The sequence below is a fragment of the Streptomyces sp. NPDC031121 genome, from assembly GCF_055570615.1.
Map to the genome: position 1 here is coordinate 78,685 of NZ_JBVIGV010000018.1, position 19,072 is coordinate 97,756.

Annotated in this window: 23 protein-coding genes and 3 tRNA genes; 19 read left to right on the forward strand and 7 right to left on the reverse strand. The window is 70.1% G+C overall.

Annotation, left to right across the window (positions count from 1 at the left end; translation table 11 throughout):
- The first annotated feature begins 379 nt into the window (after nucleotides 1-379).
- The 3 genes from ACZ462_RS28745 to ACZ462_RS28755 all read left to right on the forward strand — a co-directional run bounded on the left by ACZ462_RS28745 (nucleotide 380) and on the right by ACZ462_RS28755 (nucleotide 2,803).
- Nucleotides 380-760, forward strand: coding sequence for a GntR family transcriptional regulator (locus ACZ462_RS28745; RefSeq protein WP_030773723.1), 381 nt, complete (start codon nucleotides 380-382; stop codon nucleotides 758-760).
- A 126-nt stretch (nucleotides 761-886) separates the two neighbouring features.
- Entirely contained in the window at nucleotides 887-2,068 is a 1,182-nt protein-coding gene (locus ACZ462_RS28750; RefSeq protein ID WP_467807151.1) for a hypothetical protein, read from the forward strand.
- 18 nt (nucleotides 2,069-2,086) lie between these two features.
- The gene (locus tag ACZ462_RS28755; protein ID WP_467807152.1) at nucleotides 2,087-2,803 is read left to right on the forward strand and encodes a creatininase family protein; all 717 of its coding nucleotides are present in this window, start codon (nucleotides 2,087-2,089) and stop codon (nucleotides 2,801-2,803) included.
- Nucleotide 2,804: 1 nt separating this feature from the next.
- Here the strand turns inward: ACZ462_RS28755 and ACZ462_RS28760 are convergent, their stop codons facing one another.
- From ACZ462_RS28760 to ACZ462_RS28770, 3 genes are all read right to left on the reverse strand, one after another.
- Entirely contained in the window at nucleotides 2,805-4,310 is a 1,506-nt protein-coding gene (locus ACZ462_RS28760; RefSeq protein WP_467807153.1) for a PIN domain-containing protein, read from the reverse strand.
- A 326-nt stretch (nucleotides 4,311-4,636) separates the two neighbouring features.
- Complete coding sequence (locus tag ACZ462_RS28765; RefSeq protein WP_467807154.1) at nucleotides 4,637-4,825, reverse strand: hypothetical protein; 189 nt, start codon at nucleotides 4,823-4,825, stop codon at nucleotides 4,637-4,639.
- The gene (locus ACZ462_RS28770) at nucleotides 4,822-5,451 is read right to left on the reverse strand and encodes a maleylpyruvate isomerase N-terminal domain-containing protein (RefSeq protein ID WP_467807156.1); all 630 of its coding nucleotides are present in this window, start codon (nucleotides 5,449-5,451) and stop codon (nucleotides 4,822-4,824) included. Before ACZ462_RS28770 ends, ACZ462_RS28765 begins: the two co-directional genes overlap by 4 nt.
- Nucleotides 5,452-5,487: 36 nt before the next feature.
- Between ACZ462_RS28770 and ACZ462_RS28775 the strand changes: the two genes are divergently transcribed.
- Nucleotides 5,488-5,616 carry a hypothetical protein gene (locus ACZ462_RS28775; protein WP_467807157.1) on the forward strand — a complete coding sequence of 43 codons (129 nt, stop codon included), beginning with the start codon at nucleotides 5,488-5,490 and terminating at the stop codon, nucleotides 5,614-5,616.
- Between the two features lie 28 nt (nucleotides 5,617-5,644).
- Here the strand turns inward: ACZ462_RS28775 and ACZ462_RS28780 are convergent, their stop codons facing one another.
- Together ACZ462_RS28780 and ACZ462_RS28785 are read right to left on the reverse strand one after the other, a co-directional pair.
- On the reverse strand, nucleotides 5,645-6,301 hold the full coding sequence (locus tag ACZ462_RS28780) for an SDR family oxidoreductase (protein WP_467807158.1): 657 nt from the start codon (nucleotides 6,299-6,301) through the stop codon (nucleotides 5,645-5,647).
- Between the two features lie 54 nt (nucleotides 6,302-6,355).
- Entirely contained in the window at nucleotides 6,356-7,732 is a 1,377-nt protein-coding gene (locus tag ACZ462_RS28785) for an amidohydrolase family protein (RefSeq protein WP_467807159.1), read from the reverse strand.
- A gap of 276 nt (nucleotides 7,733-8,008) precedes the next feature.
- Between ACZ462_RS28785 and ACZ462_RS28790 the strand changes: the two genes are divergently transcribed.
- From ACZ462_RS28790 to ACZ462_RS28820, 7 genes are all read left to right on the forward strand, one after another.
- Nucleotides 8,009-8,081: transfer RNA gene (locus ACZ462_RS28790), tRNA-Thr, on the forward strand.
- Nucleotides 8,082-8,129: 48 nt separating this feature from the next.
- A tRNA-Met gene (locus tag ACZ462_RS28795) sits at nucleotides 8,130-8,202 on the forward strand.
- An 89-nt stretch (nucleotides 8,203-8,291) separates the two neighbouring features.
- Nucleotides 8,292-8,456 (forward strand): 50S ribosomal protein L33, encoded by a 165-nt coding sequence (gene rpmG, locus ACZ462_RS28800; protein WP_003956487.1) that lies wholly within the window; start codon nucleotides 8,292-8,294, stop codon nucleotides 8,454-8,456.
- 114 nt (nucleotides 8,457-8,570) lie between these two features.
- Nucleotides 8,571-9,023 carry an FAS1-like dehydratase domain-containing protein gene (locus ACZ462_RS28805; protein ID WP_437083951.1) on the forward strand — a complete coding sequence of 151 codons (453 nt, stop codon included), beginning with the start codon at nucleotides 8,571-8,573 and terminating at the stop codon, nucleotides 9,021-9,023.
- 2 nt (nucleotides 9,024-9,025) lie between these two features.
- Nucleotides 9,026-9,454 carry a MaoC family dehydratase gene (locus ACZ462_RS28810; RefSeq protein ID WP_114053710.1) on the forward strand — a complete coding sequence of 143 codons (429 nt, stop codon included), beginning with the start codon at nucleotides 9,026-9,028 and terminating at the stop codon, nucleotides 9,452-9,454.
- Nucleotides 9,451-10,593 carry a UDP-N-acetylmuramate dehydrogenase gene (locus ACZ462_RS28815; RefSeq protein ID WP_467807167.1) on the forward strand — a complete coding sequence of 381 codons (1,143 nt, stop codon included), beginning with the start codon at nucleotides 9,451-9,453 and terminating at the stop codon, nucleotides 10,591-10,593. Before ACZ462_RS28810 ends, ACZ462_RS28815 begins: the two co-directional genes overlap by 4 nt.
- 18 nt (nucleotides 10,594-10,611) lie before the next feature.
- On the forward strand, nucleotides 10,612-11,034 hold the full coding sequence (locus ACZ462_RS28820; RefSeq protein ID WP_467807161.1) for a hypothetical protein: 423 nt from the start codon (nucleotides 10,612-10,614) through the stop codon (nucleotides 11,032-11,034).
- Between the two features lie 15 nt (nucleotides 11,035-11,049).
- Here ACZ462_RS28820 and ACZ462_RS28825 read toward each other — a convergent pair whose 3' ends face one another.
- Nucleotides 11,050-12,069 carry an adenosine deaminase gene (locus ACZ462_RS28825; RefSeq protein WP_467807162.1) on the reverse strand — a complete coding sequence of 340 codons (1,020 nt, stop codon included), beginning with the start codon at nucleotides 12,067-12,069 and terminating at the stop codon, nucleotides 11,050-11,052.
- Between the two features lie 328 nt (nucleotides 12,070-12,397).
- Entirely contained in the window at nucleotides 12,398-13,624 is a 1,227-nt protein-coding gene (locus ACZ462_RS28830) for a pyridoxal phosphate-dependent aminotransferase (protein ID WP_467808409.1), read from the reverse strand.
- 192 nt (nucleotides 13,625-13,816) lie between these two features.
- Here ACZ462_RS28830 and ACZ462_RS28835 point away from each other — a divergent pair.
- The 8 genes from ACZ462_RS28835 (at nucleotide 13,817) to rplL (ending at nucleotide 19,062) form a co-directional block, all read left to right on the forward strand.
- Nucleotides 13,817-13,889, forward strand: a tRNA-Trp gene (locus ACZ462_RS28835).
- 105 nt (nucleotides 13,890-13,994) lie between these two features.
- Complete coding sequence (gene secE / locus ACZ462_RS28840) at nucleotides 13,995-14,276, forward strand: preprotein translocase subunit SecE (RefSeq protein WP_114053715.1); 282 nt, start codon at nucleotides 13,995-13,997, stop codon at nucleotides 14,274-14,276.
- A gap of 84 nt (nucleotides 14,277-14,360) precedes the next feature.
- Nucleotides 14,361-15,215, forward strand: a complete 855-nt coding sequence (gene nusG / locus ACZ462_RS28845) for a transcription termination/antitermination protein NusG (RefSeq protein WP_467808411.1) — start codon at nucleotides 14,361-14,363, stop codon at nucleotides 15,213-15,215.
- 164 nt (nucleotides 15,216-15,379) lie between these two features.
- On the forward strand, nucleotides 15,380-15,814 hold the full coding sequence (gene rplK / locus ACZ462_RS28850) for a 50S ribosomal protein L11 (protein WP_467808412.1): 435 nt from the start codon (nucleotides 15,380-15,382) through the stop codon (nucleotides 15,812-15,814).
- An 89-nt stretch (nucleotides 15,815-15,903) separates the two neighbouring features.
- Nucleotides 15,904-16,632 carry a 50S ribosomal protein L1 gene (gene rplA, locus ACZ462_RS28855; RefSeq protein WP_114053718.1) on the forward strand — a complete coding sequence of 243 codons (729 nt, stop codon included), beginning with the start codon at nucleotides 15,904-15,906 and terminating at the stop codon, nucleotides 16,630-16,632.
- A gap of 214 nt (nucleotides 16,633-16,846) precedes the next feature.
- Nucleotides 16,847-17,707 (forward strand): SCO4651 family lipoprotein, encoded by an 861-nt coding sequence (locus ACZ462_RS28860; RefSeq protein ID WP_467808413.1) that lies wholly within the window; start codon nucleotides 16,847-16,849, stop codon nucleotides 17,705-17,707.
- A 329-nt stretch (nucleotides 17,708-18,036) separates the two neighbouring features.
- Nucleotides 18,037-18,567, forward strand: coding sequence for a 50S ribosomal protein L10 (gene rplJ, locus ACZ462_RS28865; protein WP_114053720.1), 531 nt, complete (start codon nucleotides 18,037-18,039; stop codon nucleotides 18,565-18,567).
- A gap of 111 nt (nucleotides 18,568-18,678) precedes the next feature.
- Nucleotides 18,679-19,062: a 50S ribosomal protein L7/L12 gene (gene rplL / locus ACZ462_RS28870; RefSeq protein ID WP_114053721.1), complete on the forward strand. Its 384-nt coding sequence runs from the start codon at nucleotides 18,679-18,681 to the stop codon at nucleotides 19,060-19,062.
- Nucleotides 19,063-19,072 lie beyond the last annotated feature (10 nt).

Below are 19,072 nucleotides of genomic sequence, written 5' to 3' on the forward strand. Positions count from 1 at the left end.
TTGCGCGGCGGATCGGGAAGACGCGAAGGGCGACGCTGACTCGCCGGTCCAGCAGGTCAGCGGCCGAGGGTCTTGAACGGATCACTTCGAACCTCCAAAGACGATGTGCACATGAGTTGCACTGCAAGGGGGACCTGTGTCCCCACCCTCCGGCCGTTGCTCGCGGTCACCGGGCGACCTCGCCAGTCGGGCCTAAGCCCTGTCCCCTGGCCTTCAGCGGGATTGCAGCGTCCCCGCCTTGATCTGCGGTCCCAGGCATGCGAGACCGGGGCGAGTTACCTAGGTTACCCGCCTGAGATGAAGTTACCTAGGTCGCTTGGTTGGGTCAAGCGGCCCGCGGCGAGTGCTGGAAATGACCTAGGTTGGTTAGGCTCTAGTCATGGACTGGAACCCGGAGAAGCCCCCGTCTGCCAAGGACATCGCCGCGAAGTTCCGCAAGGACATCGGCGCCGGCGTCTACCCGACCGGCTCCCCCCTGCCTGGAGCGAAGGGGCTTGCGAAGCAACTCGGGGTTGGCCTGATGACCGTCCAGAGCGCCTACAAGCAGCTCGCCGAAGACGGCTTGGTCGTCGGCCGGCAGGGCAGCGGGACGTACGTGCTGGACCCCAAGAAGGGCGACCCGACCGCGCGGGAAACCGCGCTTGGACTGCGCGATCTCCAGGAACACGTTGCTCATCTCACCTCCCAGCTCTCCGAGCTCCAGGGCCGGGTCGAGCGGCTGGAAGCCGCTCGGTCGGGCCCGTCTGACGAGAATCAGTAGGCCGCATTTCGCGCCGTTCCACAGTGGACAGGGTTAACAGTCAGCCCCTGTTACCTGTTAACTCCCCACGTCAGCAGCCTGCTTGGGCATGATGGGCGTCAGAGCGTCACCGGCACCGGGGGAGCGATGAAGACGAAGCTTCAGGCGGCACGGGCTGCTGCGGGGTGGACTCAGGCGGAGCTGATGGACGCCATGGAAGACGCCGCCCCGCGGCTCGGCATCCAGCTGCCTTCCCGGACCAGCCTGAAGACACAGCTCTCCATGTTCGAGAACGGACGACGTGAGCCCGGGTCGGACTACCAGCAGCTCTTCTGCGAGGTCTACCAGGCCACCCGCATGGAGCTGGGCCTTGCTGTGGAGGTGGCGCCCTCCCAGTTGGACACCCTGCCGTCGCTTCCTGCCCCGCGTTCTGCCTCACCGGAAGCCAGTCCGGGGGTTCTGGCCTACCTGCAGGCCGTCTTCGTCCAGCATGTTCAGGCGGAGCCGCTCGTCGGCGCACGATTCCTTGTGCCTGCCGTTCAGAGTCAGCTGCCGCTGATCGAGGAGCTGTGCAAGGAAGCGCAGGGCCCGCTGCGTGACGACGCGGTCCGAGTGGGCGCGCGCTACTCGGAACTCCTCGGGTGGTTGCACCAGGACACGGGCGACTCGCAAGCCGCCATGTTGTGGACGAATCGAGCGCTGGACTACGCCGCCGAGCTGGACGACCCGGGCCTCAGCGCCTACGTTTTCCAGCGGCGGAGCAACATCGCCGCGGAAGCCGGTCAGGCTGGATATGCCCTCGGCCTCGCCAATGCCGCACTGCGGCAGGCCGGCAAGTTACCCCCCGACGTCCGGGCCGTCGCGCTCCGGGCGCGTGCCTACTCGGACGCGCTGCTTGGGCACGGCGACGAGAGCGCTCGCTCGCTCGATGAAGCGCGGCGCCTTGCCGACCAGGCGCAGGACCCTGCGGGACTCGCCCCGTACTGCTCGCTGTCGTACATCGACATGGAGGCGGCGAACTGCGCGCTCCAGCTCGGCCGGCCGGACCAAGCAGTGCAGACACTCGAAGCGAGCCTGACGCGGTGGCCAGCAGAGCAGCAGCGCGACCGCGGGCTGTGCCTGGCTCGCCTATCCACCGCGTACGCACGGCTCGAAGACCTCGAAGGCGCCTTGAACGCCGCATCGCAAGCCGCGGCCATCGCACAAGCCACCGGCTCGGCGCGCATCCTGGCGGAGCTGCTCCGCCTTCAGCCGCTCCTCGAACCCTGGAAGAAGCTGGTGGAGATTGCTGAACTGAACCGGCTTCTGGGCACTATGAGGGCGAGGTGACTCGACCGGAGGAGAGCTGTGACCCTGCTTCCCAACATCACGACCGTCGACGTCCAGGAACAGGCCCCGCGCGTGGCCGTACTCCCGGTTGGGTCGTACGAGCAGCACGGACCGTACCTGCCGCTCATCACGGACACGGCGATCGCCTGCATCATCGCGCGCGAAATCGCCGCCGCCTACCCCGTGCTGAGCCTGCCGCCCATCTCGATCGCGTGCAGCCACGAGCACGGGACGTGGCCCGGCACGGTCAGCATCAGCGCCCGGACCCTGCATGCGGTCATCACGGACATTGCCGCATCCCTGGAAGCTTCCGGTATCCGGAAACTGGTGCTGGTCAATGCCCATGGCGGCAACTACGTGCTCTCCAACATCGTTCAGGAAGCCAACCTGACCGAACCGCGGATGAGTCTCTTCCCCCAAAGCCGGGAGTGGAACCAGGCCCGCGAACACGCAGGCCTGTCCAGCAGCGCCCACGACGACATGCACGCCGGCGAAATCGAAACCTCGATCCTGCTCCACGCTGAACCCGATCTCGTCCGACCTGGTTACGAAGCTGCAGATCACCATGCAAGCGAGCGCCAATTCCTGCTGACGCTGGGAATGCGGGCCTACACCAAGACCGGAGTAATTGGATTTCCGTCGCGGGCCTCGGGGGAAAAGGGGAAAGCGGTGCTGGCAGCGCTGACTGCCGACTTCCGGGCACACATGCTGGCGCTGGGCGTGCACATTTCCTAAATTAGCGCTCGTCCAAGAGATCTCTGAGGGAATCTACACAGTTTCGGAGTGTTGTGTCGTCTGCCGTGCCGTCCCAGTAGGCAAGCTCGATCGGTCGGGATTCCTGTGTTTCGTGTACGTATCGAAGAAGGGCCGGAGATGTCGGCCGGTTTGTTACGATAAGTACGGCGCCACCAAGTTCGTGAGGAACGGAGGCGTATGTGCGAAAATCGGCGATCGTGAATTGTTGAAATCCTACCTTGGTTACCACGGCGATGGTTCCCTCGGGCGTGGTAACCAACATGTCGGCGCCATAGTCCACTGGACCCGAGATGTAATCGACGTCCTCGACGATACCCTTGAGGGCTTCGAAGACTCCTCTGGTGTACGCAAGGGAGTTGTGGAGGCGTGAGGGTCGGGGCCTTCTCTCATCCAAACGTCCTCGGCGTCGTTGCAGGAATGCCGGACCGAGATCCGCCGAGAGGTTGTCTGATACCGTGTCTCGATTCTCGGGGTCGAGGGGTGATGCTAGATCCTTCGAGAGAGCGTTCCCCATAGACTCTGTCAGGTCGCTGGCAGACAGCATGGCCAGGCGCCCTCTGCGTAGAATAGAAACCCCTCCATTCTCTTGTTCTGGAAAAAGCACAGACGTGTCCCACTGGGCGATGAATGGAGCGCTTACGCTGCTCCCAATGACGTAGAGATGCCACGTCGCGGGGGCGCAGTACCAGAGAGAATCCCCGATTTTGCGACACTCCACTGGGCCCAGGGACTGTAGTTCCGAAGTCAAGGTCGCGTGCGTAAGTGTGTCGCGAACGGTACGGCTTGGGTGAGTCCCTGAAAGCATCTTCCTGATCTCTTCATGGATCACGGAAGTGGCTTCACGGGTGGCGAGTCGCTTAGTCAGTTCTTCGCTGATGCGCGGGGGCGCTTCTGCTTCTGCGGCAAACTGCTTTAGCACGTCCTCGAAATCTAGCAGTTGCCGTACTCGATGAGATTTCCCCTTCAGGTCTACGTTGAGAGGGAATGGCCACTCGTTCTGGTCGCCGAAATCCTTGGTGTTGTTTGTGACGAAATCAATGGACTCTTCGGGGTTCTCATCCAGGTAGTCCAGGATGGAGAACCAAACTGCCACATCCCTCCCCCCGGACTTCTTGCTCCTGTCCACTTTGGCTGGCTTCATGCAGGCGGCTTCGCGGAGTACCGCGGCCCTCAGTGCACTTTCTTTCGTGGGTATTGTTGCAAAGATTTCGGAATACTGGGCCCTCCAATATTTCGCAAATTTCTCGCCTTCGTAGGTGGGGGGTGAGCCGGCGAGATTCGGTTCCAGTGCCGAAAGGGCCTCGTGATTGCGCGACATGAGGTCGAAGTGTCGCTGATAGTCGTACAGCTTGTGCGCTGTAAGTTCCTCAATTACGACCCAAGGTACGGCTATGCGGAGTCCTGCTTTGCGCAGCATGCGAATCAGGTCTGCTCGACTTCCGTGCGGGTCGAGATCATTTACAGCGTTCGTATCGAGAATGATCACGCGCCCCCCCTATGCGTGATGGCGACGCACCGGTTGGTTCCTCGTTGGTCGACCAAGTTGGCAGGCAGTCTCTCACCGGGCGCTGAGGCGCGGGGGCTTATTGCCGTGTTTCGTGCCTCCTGGGCGGCCCGTTGCGAGCGGCAAGATCAGGACGCTGCATGGACGGCGGCTCCCGCCCCGGGCAGCCAAGCGGCCTTAGTAGCAGGTCAAAGGGGGTGCAGAAGGGGCTGCGTCAGGAGTCTGTAAATCCGTCGGCGTAGCCTACCCAGGTTCGAATCCTGGCGCCGCCACACTGGAGGAACGGCCCCTGATCTGCGGAAACGCGATCAGGGGCCGTTCTGCGTTCCGGGGCGGCGCGTTAGGGTCAGGGCCATGGGTGGGAGGACGTACAGGGCGGGGCTGTGCCGGCGGTGCGGGAAGCCGCTGGTCGGCGGTGGGCGGCGCAGGCCGAAGCGGTTCTGCAGCCGGTGGCACCGGATCAGGCACTGGATCTCGAACATCGTCGAGGCCGTCATGGACTCCGCCTAGGCCCTGATCCGCCGGACACGTCGTAGGCGGCCTCCGGCAGGGCCGCCTGCCAGGACCAGGTCGTGCGGCGCGGGCGGTCCGGGAGGGCCGTGCGGCCCGCCGACCACAGCAGGGCGTCCGGACGCGGGCCCTCGGCCGGGGCGTCCGGGAAGAGGCGGGCCAGCACCAGCGCCGACAGGTCGGCCGGCGGGAGCCACGCCAGGCCGAGCCCCCGCGTGATGTCGTACGTGTGCAGCAGGACTTCCGCCACGCCCATCGCCGCGAAGCCGGCCGGGTCGCAGGGGCCCCAGTGCCAGGCGCGGGCGTCCGGGTCTGCCGCGTCGACCGCCGTGCGCAGCAGCCGGGCGGACACCGCCACCGCGCGCAGCGCCTCCTCCGGCGGGGCGGAGGGCCGGACGCGCAGGTCCAGGGGGAGGTAGCCGCCGGTCGGGAGGGCGGCGACCTGGGCCGCGTACGCGAGCAGGTCGTGGGCGACGTGCGCCGCCGTCGTCCAGCACGACCATTCGAGTGAACCCGCCCGCACCGTCCAGTCCCGGCCGGCGTGCGGCGTCAGGACCGACACCATTGCCGCCGCCGCCCGTTCGACGTCGGAGCCTTCAGGGCCTGTCCGCACCGTCCCCGCCCCCTGGTCGTTTCACCCGCCGTGGGTGTGCTCGCCGCTCTCCTCGGCGCGGGCATCCCAGCCATCGTAGGGGCGATCCTGGGCGGGCCGGCGCAGGAGCCGTACCGGCTGGACCCCGTCGGCCGCTCCGACGGCAAGGTCACCGCGGACTTCTGAGCCGCCCTCAGGCGGCAGAAAACGGCGATCAGTTGCCCGCTACCGCCTTCACGGCCACCGGCACCGGCACCTGGCCGGAGACCAGCTCCAGCGTCAGGCCCGCCGTCGCCGGCGTCTCCACCAGCTCGGCCAGCACCGCCGCCACGTCGTCCCGGGGGACCGCCCCGGGGCCCGTCGCGGCCTCCAAATCCACCAGGCCGGTCCCCGGCTCGTCCAGCAGCGAGCCGGGCCGCAGCACCGTCCACTCTAGGCCGAGGCGGGTGCGCAGGTGGTCGTCCGCCTCGCCCTTCGCCCGCAGGTAGGCGTCGAACACCTCGTCGCCCTCGTGGCGGGCGTCCGCGCCCATCGAGGAGACCATCAGGAAGCGGCGCACACCGGCCCGTTCCGCCGCGTCCGCGAAGAGGACCGCCGCACCGCGGTCCACCGTGTCCTTGCGGGCGGCGCCGCTGCCCGGCCCGGCGCCGGCTGCGAAGACGGCGACGTCGGCGCCCGCCAGGATGCCCGCCACGTGGTCGACGGTGGCCGACTCCAGGTCGCACAGCACCGGTTCGGCGCCCACCTCGCGCAGGTCGTCCTCCTGCGTGCGGTCGCGGACGATGCCCGCGACCCCGTACCCGCGCGCGGCGAGCAGCCGCTCCAGCCGCAGCGCGATCCGACCGTGTCCACCCGCGATGACGATGCGCATGAGGCGACCGTACGACGAGCCGGGCCCGGCCGCCCGCGCACGGCCGCCGCGCGCTCAGGGGCCCGGCTCCATCCGGCCCTGGCGGGGCAGGTCGAGGGCGGCCGCGACCGCCGAGTCGCAGTACTCCCGCACGGCGCTCGTACGGGCAACCACGCGCCCCCGGTGCACCACGATCCGGCTGTACGCCAGCGACAACACCCCGGCGATCCGGTCCCCGCGCACCGCGAGCAGCTCCGCCGGGGCCCCGGGCTCCACCCGCACTTCCGCCAGGCCCATCGCCTCCCGGGCGGCCGAGCCGACCGCCTCGTACGCCTCCGCGGGCCGCAGCCCGCCCTGCGAGGCCAGCAGGTAGGCGGCCTCCAGGGGGTCGCCGCGGCCGACCGGGTTCCCGGCGTCGCGCAGCGCCCCGCTGCCGGCCGCGACCCGCACCCCGGCGGCCCGCAGCAGCCGCACCGGCGCGGTGCGCAATCCGCGCCGCTGCAGGGCCGCGCAGTCGCCCTGCGGCAGGCAGGTCACCCGTACGCCCGCCTCGGCCAGCCGGTCGGCGGCCCGGTGCGCCGCCTCCAGCGGCAGCCGCGACAGCCCGCCGCAGGGGCCGATCACCACGCCGGGCCGCAGCCCGCGGGCCATCGCCGCGATCCGGGCGAGGCGGTCCGGGTCGCCGCCGTCGGTGTGCAGGTCCACGGGGCAGCCGTGCTCGGAGGCGAGGTCCAGGACGGCTTCGAGGTGGCCGGCCGGGTCCGGGTCGAGGTCGGGGCAGCCGCCGACGACCGCGGCGCCCATGCGGACGGCGTCCCGCAGCATGGCGCGGCCGTCCGCGCCGGCCGTGCCGGTCAGCAGCCGGGGCACGGCGGCGGCGGTCAGGTCGGTGAGGCCGCGCAGCGAGCGCCGGGCCTGGAGGACGGCCTCCAGGGGCCCGAGGCCGTGCGCGCCGCCGATCCGGACGTGGGAGCGGACGGCGGTGGCACCGTGGCCGAGCTGGAGCAGGGCGGCCTCGGTGGCCCGGCGCTGCACCTCCTCGGGGGCGTAGGAGACGGGCCCGGCGCAGTCGGCGGTCAGGGCGGTGTCCCCATGGGCGTGCGGCTCGGCGGGGGCGGGCAGCAGCAGCCAGCCGGTGAGGTCGACGCGGGCCGACGCGCCGGAGGGCAGGCTGCCGGCGGGCTCGACGGCCTGGATGCGGCCGCTGCCGAGCCGTACGTCGACGAGGCGGCCGTCGGCAAGGCGGGCGCCGGCCAGCAGCAGGGCGGCGGACTCGGCGGAGGCGGGCGCCGCGGGGCCCGGGGGGCGCCCCGGCCCCGCCCCCTGGCCGCGGCCGGGCGGGGTGCCGGGGGAGGGCGCGCCGCCGCCCGGGGGCCGGGGGGCCTGGCCGCCGCCGTCGCCGCGGCCGTTGCGGGGGGACGGGGGCGGCTGCGGCGGCTGGCTGTCGGACATCGCGCTCCTGCGGGGGGCTCGGGGCGGTCCTGGACCGGTCGGCTTCGGCCCGCGGTCCGAGATCACGCGTTCCGGCGAGCCTAGGGCGTCTCCTGCGGATCGTGCCTGACCCACGCCGTCCGGGACCGGGCCGCGCCGTGTCGGCGGGCCGCCCCCGTACGGCCGGTGCGCGGGCGGCCTCGGCCCTGCGCTGCACGGCGCCGGACGCCCCCGCGGGCGGGCCCCGGCAATGGATTTGGGCGATCGGCTGGCAAGCGTGTAATGTCTTCCTCGCTCGCCCCAATAGCTCAGTCGGTAGAGCGTCTCCATGGTAAGGAGAAGGTCTGCGGTTCGATTCCGCATTGGGGCTCTGGTGAGAGAGGCCCCCCGCTTTCGGGCGGGGAGCCGATCACATCAAAGCGGCGTAGCTCAGTCGGTAGAGCAAGCGGCTCATAATCGCTGTGTCACCGGTTCAAGTCCGGTCGCCGCTACCCACAGTAGCCGATTGCGGGGTCGGTCTCCCGATCGGCTACTCTTTTATGCGTTCGATCCGTCCATTAGTCCGTCAAGGAGCACTCACGTGGCTGCCACCGACGTCCGCCCGAAGATCACGCTGGCCTGCGTGGAGTGCAAGGAGCGGAACTACATCACCAAGAAGAACCGGCGCAACAACCCGGACCGTCTTGAGATGAAGAAGCACTGCCCGCGCTGCAACTCGCACACGGCGCACCGCGAGACCCGCTGACACCGGCGAAGTCTCCGATTCAGGCACCGTCATGAGGTCGTCCCCTGCAAAGGGGGGCGGCCTCGTGTCGTTTCCGCGATCATTTCCACTTGTTCAACCAGGAGGTAGGGAGCCATGGCGCTCGACCAGTCCTTCGTCGGGCGGAGCTACCCGCCCACCGATCCCTACGAGGTCGGCCGGGAGAAGATCCGCGAATTCGCGGTGGCTGTCGGGGACGCCCATCCCGTCTACACCGACCCCGAGGCGGCCAAGGCCGCCGGGTACCCGGACGTGATCGCCCCCCCGACCTTCGTGTTCGCGATCACCTTCGCCGCCGCCGGGCAGGTCGTCGCCGACCCGCAGCTCGGCCTCGACTACAGCCGCGTCGTGCACGGCGACCAGAAGTTCGCCTACACCCGCCCCGTCCGCGCCGGCGACCGCCTCTCGGTGACCTCCACCATCGAGGCCGTCAAGACGATGGCCGGCAACGACATCATCGACATCCGCGGCGAGGTCCACGACGAGACCGGCGAGCACGTGGTGACGGCGTGGACGAAGCTCGTCTCCCGCGCCCCCGAGGAGGCCTGACGATGACCGCGCAGATCAAGTACGACGACGTCGAGGTCGGCACCGAGCTGCCCGCCGCGTCCTTCCCCGTGACCCGCGCCACCCTCGTGCAGTACGCCGGCGCCTCCGGCGACTTCAACCCGATCCACTGGAACGAGAGGTTCGCCAAGGAGGTCGGCCTGCCCGACGTCATCGCCCACGGCATGTTCACCATGGCCCAGGCGATCCGCGTCGTCACCGACTGGGCCGGCGACCCGGGCGCCGTCGTCGAGTACGGCGTCCGCTTCACCAACCCCGTCGTCGTCCCCGACGACGGCACCGGCGCCGTGATCGACGTCACCGCCAAGGTGGCCGCCAAGCTCGACGGCAACCAGGTCCGCGTCGACCTCGTCGCCACCGCCGCCGGCCAGAAGGTCCTCGGCCGCTCCCGCGCCGTCGTCGCCCTCGCCTGACCGGCGGAGGCGCCGCCGCCCGGCACCCGTACGGTCCGTGGCCCCGCAGGGATGCGGAGGGCACGGACCGTACTCTTGTCCCCGTGCAGGAACTCCACGACGCCCCCCTCGCCCCCCTGACCACCTTCCGCCTCGGCGGCCCCGCCACCCGGCTGGTCACCGCGACCACCGACGCCGAAGTGGTCGAGACCGTCCGCGCCGCGGACGAGAGCGGCACCCCGCTCCTCGTCATCGGCGGCGGCAGCAACCTGGTCATCGGCGACCGCGGCTTCGACGGCACCGCCCTGCGCATCGCCACCACCGGCTTCCACCTCGACGGCACCCGCCTGGAGCTCGCCGCCGGCGAGAACTGGTCCGACGCCGTCGCCCGCGCCGTCGACGCCGGCCTCGCCGGCATCGAATGCCTCGCCGGAATCCCCGGCTCCGCCGGTGCGACCCCGATCCAGAACGTCGGCGCGTACGGCCAGGAGGTCTGCGACACCGTCACGGAGGTCGTCGCCTACGACCGCGTCCTGCGCGAGACGGTCACGCTGACCGCCGCCCAGTGCGCCTTCGCCTACCGCGACAGCCTCTTCAAGCACGAGCCCGACCGGTACGTCGTCCTCCGCGTCCGCTTCGCCCTGGAGGATGCCGGCGGGATGTCCGCGCCGATCAAGTACCCGGAGACCGCGCGCGCCCTCGGAGTCGAGGCCGGCGACCGCGTCCCGGCCGCCGCCGCCCGCGAGACCGTGCTGCGGCTGCGCGCCGGCAAGGGCATGGTCCTCGACCCCGACGACCACGACACCTGGTCCGCCGGCTCCTTCTTCCACAACCCGATCCTCGGCGACGAGGCCTTCGCAGCCTTCCTCACCCGCGTCGAGGCCCGCCTCGGCACCGGCACCGTCCCGCCCGCCTACCCCGCCGGCGACGGCCGCACCAAGACCAGCGCCGCCTGGCTGATCGACAGGGCCGGCTTCACCAAGGGCTACGGCACCGGCCCCGCCCGCATCTCCACCAAGCACACCCTCGCCCTCACCAACCGCGGCGAGGCCACCACCGAGGACCTCCTCGCCCTCGCCCGCGAGGTCGTCGCCGGCGTCCGCGAGGCCTTCGGCGTCACCCTGGTCAACGAGCCGGTGACGGTCGGCGTCAGCCTCTGAAGGAGCCCCGGCGCCGCCATGCACTGCCCACTGCACGGGGCCGGAACGGACCCCGCCCGCCTGGTGGGACGCACGATCCGCCGGATCGTCGCGTCCTGGCACGTCTACGAGGGTGAGCGCTCCGAGGCCCCCCTCGACGTCTGGCTCATCGACAGCGAAGGCGACTCCACCCGGATCAGCACCGGCTCCGACCGGTGCCTCATCGTCGAGTCCGCCGCCCCCCACGCGCCGTACGACGTGGGGGAGTGGGGCCGCGTCGACGTCGGCGAGGACCTCGGCGACCACGCCCTCCTGCCCCACGCCGGCGCCACCGTCGCGGGCGTCGCCGAGTTCGCCGGGCCCGGCACCGGACGCGCCCGCCTGGAGCTCTCCTTCGACGACGGCGCACGCGTCCGCGCCGACTGCCGGCAGGGCGACCTCCGCCTCACCCGCGCCCGCTGACCCCGCCCGCGGCCGCTACTGCGCCAGCCAGTGGTCGATCCCCGCCAGCAGCTTCTCCTGCACCTCGTGCGGCGCGGCCGACCCCCGCACCGACTGGCGGGCCAGCTCCGCCAGCTCCGCGTCCGTGAACCCGTGGTGCCGGCGGGCGATCTCGTACTGCGCGGCCAGCCGCGACCCGAACAGCAGCGGGTCGTCCGCACCCAGCGCCATCGGCACCCCCGCCTCGAACAGCGTCCGCAGCGGCACGTCCTCCGGCCGCTCGTACACCCCGAGCGCCACGTTCGACGCGGGGCACACCTCGCACGTCACCCCCGCGTCCGCCAGCCGCCGCAGCAGCACCGGATCCTCCGCGGCCCGCACCCCGTGCCCGATCCGCGCGGCGTGCAGGTCGTCCAGGCAGTCCCGCACCGAAGCCGGGCCCGTCAGCTCGCCGCCGTGCGGCGCCGCCAGCAGACCGCCCTCCCGGGCGATCGCGAACGCCCGGTCGAAATCGCGGGCCATGCCGCGGCGCTCGTCGTTCGACAGCCCGAAGCCGACGATGCCCCGGTCCGCGTACCGGACGGCGAGGCGGGCCAGCGTCCGGGCGTCGAGGGGGTGCTTCATGCGGTTCGCGGCGAGCAGGACCCGGATCCCGAGCCCCGTGTCCCGCGACGCCGACTCGACCGCGTCGAGGATCACCTCCACCGCCGGGATCAGCCCGCCCAGGTGCGGGGCGTACGAGGTCGGGTCGACCTGGATCTCCAGCCAGCCGGCCCCATCGCGGACGTCCTCCTCCGCCGCCTCCCGCACCAGCCGGTGGATGTCCTCCGGACGCCGCAGGCACGACCGGGCGGCGTCGTACAGCCGCTGGAAGCGGAACCAGCCGCGCTCGTCGGTGGCGCGGAGTTTGGGGGGCTCCCCGGCGGTCAGCGCGTCGGGCAGGCGGACGCCGTACTTGTCGGCGAGCTCCAGCAGGGTCGACGGGCGCATGGACCCGGTGAAGTGCAGGTGCAGATGGGCTTTCGGCAGAAGCGTGAGGTCGCGTACGTGCTCCATCCGGAGATCCTGCCGTACCGCGGCGCTCTGCGGGAGGGGTTTCCCGATCGGGGTCCCGCCCGAACGGAGGACCGGGGGCGGTGGCCGGGCCGCTGCGCGGAGCCGTGCCCCACCCCGCCCCCTTCCCGAAACCGGGGCCTGCGGCCCCGGCCCCCGCCCGGGGCTCCGCCCCGGACCCCGCGCCTCAAACGCCGGCGGGGCTCGAATGCCCGGGGCCTCGCCCCCGCCCCGCGCCTCAAACGCCTGCGGGGCCGGATTGGCGGGGTTGGAGGTGAAACGACGGAGCGGCGCCGCCCCCTCGTGGGGACGGCGCCGCTCCGGAGGGGTGTCAGGCCTTGGCCTCGGCCAGGAGCTTCTGGATGCGGGACACGCCCTCGACCAGGTCCTCGTCGCCCAGGGCGTACGACAGGCGCAGGTAGCCGGGGGTGCCGAAGGCCTCGCCGGGGACGACCGCGACCTCGGCCTCGTCCAGGATCAGCGCGGCCAGCTCGACGGAGGTCTGCGGGCGCTTGCCGCGGATCTCCTTGCCGAGCAGCTCCTTGACCGACGGGTACGCGTAGAAGGCGCCCTCGGGGACCGGGCAGAACACGCCGTCGATCTCGTTCAGCATCCGCACCATCGTCTGGCGGCGGCGGTCGAAGGCCTTCCGCATCTCCGCGACCGCGTCCAGGCTGCCCGAGACGGCGGCGATCGCCGCGACCTGCGCCACGTTGGAGACGTTGGAGGTGGCGTGCGACTGGAGGTTGGTCGCGGCCTTGACCACGTCCTGCGGGCCGATGACCCAGCCCACGCGCCAGCCGGTCATCGCGTACGTCTTCGCCACGCCGTTGACGATGATGCACTTGTCGCGGAGCGCCGGGACCAGCACGGGCAGGGAGGTGAACTTCGCGTCCCCGTAGACCAGGTGCTCGTAGATCTCGTCCGTCAGGACCCACAGGCCGTGCTCGGCGGCCCACTCGCCGATCGCCTTCGCGTCCTCCTCGCTGTACACCGCGCCGGTCGGGTTGGAGGGGGAGACGAAGAGGAGGACCTTCGTGCGCTCGGTGCGTGCCGCCTCCAGCTGCTCGACGGAGACCCGGTAGCCGGTGGTCTCGTCGGCGACGACCTCGACCGGGACGCCGCCCGCCAGGCGGATGGACTCCGGGTAGGTGGTCCAGTACGGGGCCGGGACGATGACCTCGTCACCCGGGTCGAGGACCGCGGCGAAGGCGTTGTAGATGGCCTGCTTGCCGCCGTTGGTGACCAGGACCTGCGAGGCGTCGACCTCGTAGCCGGAGTCGCGCAGGGTCTTCTCGGCGATGGCCTTCTTCAGCTCGGGCAGGCCGCCCGCCGGCGTGTAGCGGTGGAACTTCGGGTCGCGGCAGGCCTCGACCGCCGCCTCGACGATGTAGTCGGGGGTCGGGAAGTCGGGCTCGCCCGCACCGAAGCCGATGACCGGGCGCCCGGCGGCCTTCAGGGCCTTGGCCTTGGCGTCGACGGCGAGGGTGGCGGACTCGGAGATGGCGCCGATACGGGCGGACACGCGGCGCTCGGAGGAAGGCGTTGCAGAGGTCATGCGGCCATCGTCCCAGACCGCCTGCGGCGGCGGCACACCGTTCCGGACATCGGACCGACCGGCCGGATCACGCGCTCTGTTCGACGCCAGGGCCTCGAGCACGTACACTCACCTGTCGTTGGACCTCGCCGACCACTCCAGAGCGTGAGCACTCCGTGCACCCGCCCGGATGCGGTAGGTTGGGGTGCACAAAGGGTCGTAGCTCAATTGGTAGAGCACTGGTCTCCAAAACCAGCGGTTGGGGGTTCGAGTCCCTCCGGCCCTGCTCCACACTCCTTCTCGGATGTGTGCGCAGGTACGTACTTCGATGCAACGCCGTGCGGCGCAACCGGGCGCGGCCACGGCCCCGACCCGGATTCAGGTGAGAGACGTGACGGACGCCCTGGGCTCCATCGACAAGCCTGACGCCGAGGACGAAGCCCGCGAGAAGAAGGCCCGCAAGGGCGGCAAGCGCGGCAAGAAGGGTCCTCTGGGCCGGCTCGCGCTCTTCTACCGCCAGATCGTCGCGGAACTCCGCAAGGTCGTCTGGCCCACCCGCAAGCAGCTCTCGACGTACACCACCGTGGTGATTGTCTTCGTCGTCATCATGATCGGTCTGGTGACCGTGATTGACTATGGGTTCCAGGAAGCCATCAAGTTCGTCTTCGGCTGATCCCCGCGGAGGGCGGCGCCTTGATGGGTGCCGCCCCTTTTCGCATGTTCCACCACCTTTTGTATCCAGGAAGAAGCAGCCACCGTGTCTGACCCGAACCTGAACGCGAGCCACGACTCCGTCGAGTCCGTCGAGGACGAGCTCGACACCGTCGAGGCGGCAGACGCTGTGGAGCCGGACGAGGCCGAGCTCGCCGACACCGAGGACGCCGCGCTGCACGCCGAGGACGAGGTCGAGGCCGAGGACGAGGCCGCCCCGGCCGAGGAGGCCGCCGAGGCCCCGGCCGAGGACGAGGCCGGCGCCGCCGAGGAGGCCGAGCCGGTCGACCCGGTCCAGGCGCTCCGCGACGAGCTGCGCCTGCTGCCCGGCGAGTGGTACGTGATCCACACCTACGCGGGCTACGAGAAGCGCGTGAAGGCCAACCTGGAGCAGCGCGCCGTCTCGCTGAACGTCGAGGAGTTCATCTACCAGGCCGAGGTGCCCGAGGAAGAGATCGTCCAGATCAAGAACGGCGAGCGCAAGAACGTCCGGCAGAACAAGCTGCCCGGCTACGTGCTCGTCCGCATGGACCTGACGAACGAGTCCTGGGGCGTCGTCCGCAACACCCCCGGCGTCACCGGCTTCGTGGGCAACGCCTACGACCCGTACCCGCTGACCCTGGACGAGATCGTCAAGATGCTCGCCCCGGAGGCGCAGGAGAAGGCCGCCAAGCAGGCCGCCGAGGAGGCCGGGCTGCCCGCGCCCGCCGTCAAGCGCACCATCGAGGTCCTCGACTTCGAGGTCGGCGACTCGGTCACCGTGACCGACGGCCCGTTCGCGACGCTCCAGGCGACCATCAACGAGATCAACCCGGACTCGAAGAAGGTCAAGGGCCTCGTCGAGATCTTCGGCCGCGAGACCCCGGTCGAGCTGAGCTTCGACCAGATCCAGAAGAACTGATCTTCTGAACCACAGCTTCCGGACAGGTCAGACAGCCCCCTCGGGGCTCGTCTGACCTGCTCGGTTTCGAGCCCCGCACCGATACCCGCTATCGTGGTGCGGTATGCCTCCATCCGGATGACCGGATCGGCGGCGAAAACTCTCACTAGGACCCGGAGAGAGCAATGCCTCCCAAGAAGAAGAAGGTCACGGGGCTTATCAAGCTCCAGATCAACGCCGGTGCCGCCAACCCGGCCCCGCCGGTCGGCCCCGCGCTGGGTCAGCACGGCGTCAACATCATGGAGTTCTGCAAGGCCTACAACGCCGCGACCGAGTCGCAGCGCGGCATGGTCGTGCCGGTGGAGATCACGGTCTACGAGGACCGCTCCTTCACCTTCGTGACCAAGACCCCGCCGGCCGCGCGCCTCATCCTGAAGCACGCGGGCGTGGACAAGGGCTCCGGCGAGCCGCACAAGACCAAGGTCGCCAAGCTGACGGCCGCCCAGGTCCGCGAGATCGCCGAGCTGAAGATGCCCGACCTCAACGCCAACGACATCGACGCCGCCGTGAAGATCATCTCCGGCACCGCGCGCTCGATGGGCGTCACGGTCGAGGGCTGACCAGCCCCCTTCCCGCACCACCCAGTGGCAGGGCCAGGCGCTGGCCCGGACCACGACTCCATGCCTGAAGCGAAAAAACAGGAGCAGAAGTGAAGCGCAGCAAGACCCTCCGCGCTGCGGACGCCAAGGTCGACCGGGAGAAGCTGTACGCCCCGCTCGAGGCCGTCCGTCTCGCCAAGGAGACGTCCGCCACCAAGTTCGACGCCACCGTCGAGGTCGCCTTCCGCCTGGGCGTTGACCCGCGCAAGGCCGACCAGATGGTCCGCGGCACCGTGAACCTCCCGCACGGCACCGGTAAGACCGCCCGGGTCCTGGTCTTCGCGACCGGTGACCGTGCTGCGGCCGCGACTGCCGCCGGCGCCGACATCGTCGGCGACGACGAGCTGATCAACGAGATCGCCAAGGGCAACCGCCTGAACGAGTTCGACGCGGTTGTCGCCACCCCGGACCTCATGGGCAAGGTCGGCCGCCTCGGCCGCGTGCTCGGTCCCCGTGGCCTGATGCCGAACCCGAAGACCGGCACCGTCACCATGGACGTGGCCAAGGCCGTCACCGAGATCAAGGGCGGCAAGATCGAGTTCCGCGTCGACAAGCACTCGAACCTGCACTTCATCATCGGCAAGGTCTCCTTCTCCGATGAGCAGCTGGTCGAGAACTACGGTGCGGCCCTGGAGGAGATCCTCCGCCTGAAGCCGTCCGCCGCGAAGGGCCGCTACCTGAAGAAGGCCGCCCTGACCACCACCATGGGCCCCGGCATCCAGCTGGACCCGAACCGCACCCGCAACCTCCTCGTCGAGGAGGACCCGGCCGCGGTCTGAGCCTGACGGCTCCGGGCCGCCCCTGCGGCCCGCCAGTGGCACCTTGAACGGGCCCTCCGCCCCCTCACCGGGGCGGAGGGCCCGTTCCGCTTTCTCCCGCCCGATCCCTGTGCGAGGAGTGTCAGAGGCATGGCGTAGGGTCACTGCTGTCCCGTGGCCGGTGCGACCGGCCTGCGGGTTGACGATCAACTGCATCAGGGGTGGGGAAACAGAGATGAACGCGTACCGCAAGAAGGCCGTCGGGGCGGTCCTGGCAGCCGTCCTGCTGGCCGGCGGCGCCACGGCGTGCGGGGACGGCAAGGGCGCCGGGGACGCCAGGAAGGACGGCGCCGCGGCAGCGCCCTCCGCGGCCGCGCCGAAGCCGGCCGAGGTCACTCCGGCGGCCCTCCTGGAGAAGACCAGGGCGAAGTCGGCGGAGATCACCTCCCTCCGCTACACCATGGCGGGCACGGTCGGCGGACAGGCCGTCTCCGGCGAGGCCGCCATGCGCCTCAAGCCCTCCGTGGCCATGTCCATGAAGATGGCCAACCCCCAGAAGCCCGGCGAGAACGTGGACGTCCGCCTCCTCGACGGCGCCATGTACCTCGGCTCCGAGGGCAAGTACCTGAAGTTCGACCTCAAGTCCCTGGACCCGGAGACGGCGAAGAAGCTCGACCGGCTCGGCGGCGCCCAGCAGGGCGAGAACCCGGGCGACAGGGCCGGGGACATGAGCGCCTCCAAGGACCTGAAGACGGTCGGCGAGGAGACCGTCGACGGGCAGAAGACCACCCACCTCAGCGGCACCGTCACGCTGGACGAGCTGCGCGCCGCCCAGGCGGCCGCGGGCACGCCAGAGACCAAGGAGCGCCGGGGCAAGAACCTGCAGGCGCTGGAGGCCCAGGGCATCAAGAGCCTCGTCATGGACATCTGGATCGACGAGAACCACCAGACCAGGCAGTTCCGCACCCGGGGCGAGGGCACCTCGGGGCCGATGGACATGACCGTCAAGTTCCTCGACGTGAACAAGCCGGTCGACATCCCGGCCCCGCCGGCCGACCAGGTCGTGGACCTCGCCCAGCTGGCCCAGGAGGGCTGACCGCCGCCCGTACGGGCCCTCGCCGTCCGCGCCCTGCCCCCGGCCCGGGGCCGGGGCCCGGTGGCGGCCCGGGAGGGTGATTTGCCCTCCCGGGACGCGGTCACGTACAGTTCCACGGAAGCCAAAGACCGCTGGTCGTTGCCGCGCCCGCAAGGGGGCGGTGGCCGAAGGATCCGCTGAAAGCGGGCGACCCGCGCAGGTGACTGTGGAAAGGCTCCCAGGATTTCGATCCTGGTCGAGCGTTGCCCCGTGCGCCTGCGCCCGGGGCGCTTTGTTTTGTCCAGCCCCTTCTGCGCGGTCCTCATCACCCGGAAGGAGGCCGACGCTCTATGGCAAGGCCCGACAAGGCTGCCGCGGTAGCCGAGCTGGAGGACATGTTCCGCAGCTCGAACGCCGCTGTGCTGACCGAGTACACGGGGCTCACCGTTGCGCAGCTCAAGACGCTGCGCCGTTCGCTCGGTGGGAACGCCCAGTACGCCGTGGTGAAGAACACGCTGACCAAGATTGCGGCCAACTCGGCCGGGATCACCGCGCTGGACGAGCACCTTGCTGGTTCGACCGCGGTCGCCTTCGTCACCGGTGACCCGGTGGAGTCGGCGAAGGCTCTGCGTGACTTCGCCAAGGACAACCCGAAGCTCGTCATCAAGGGCGGTGTCCTTGACGGCAAGGCGCTGTCCGCCGACGAGATCAAGAAGCTTGCGGACCTCGAGTCCCGCGAGGTTCTGCTCGCCAAGCTGGCCGGTGCCATGAAGGGCAAGCAGTCCCAGACTGCCGCGCTCTTCCAGGCGCTGCCCTCGAAGCTCGTCCGCACCGTGGAAGCGCTTCGTGCCAAGCAGGACGAGCAGGGCGGTGCCGAGTAATTCGGCTCGCGCATTGATCCGCGCCGCCTAGTGCGCGGGTCGTAGCGGGCCGTTACGCCCGCCTTTCGATACATCTCGGCACCAGCCGAATTAGTGGAAGGATCGCCCATCATGGCGAAGCTGTCTCAGGACGACCTGCTCGCTCAGTTCGAGGAGATGACCCTCATCGAGCTCGCCGAGTTCGTGAAGGCCTTCGAGGAGAAGTTCGACGTCACCGCCGCCGCTCCGGTCGCCGTTGCCGCCGGTGTCCCGGGTGCCCCGGCCGCCGAGGCCGTCGAGGAGAAGGACGAGTTCGACGTCATCCTCACCGGCGCCGGCGACAAGAAGATCCAGGTCATCAAGGTCGTGCGCGAGCTGACCTCCCTGGGTCTGAAGGAGGCCAAGGACCTCGTCGACGGCACCCCGAAGCCCGTCCTCGAGAAGGTCAACAAGGAGGCCGCTGACAAGGCCGCCGAGGCCCTCAAGGGCGCCGGCGCCTCCGTCGAGGTCAAGTAACACCCCGGGG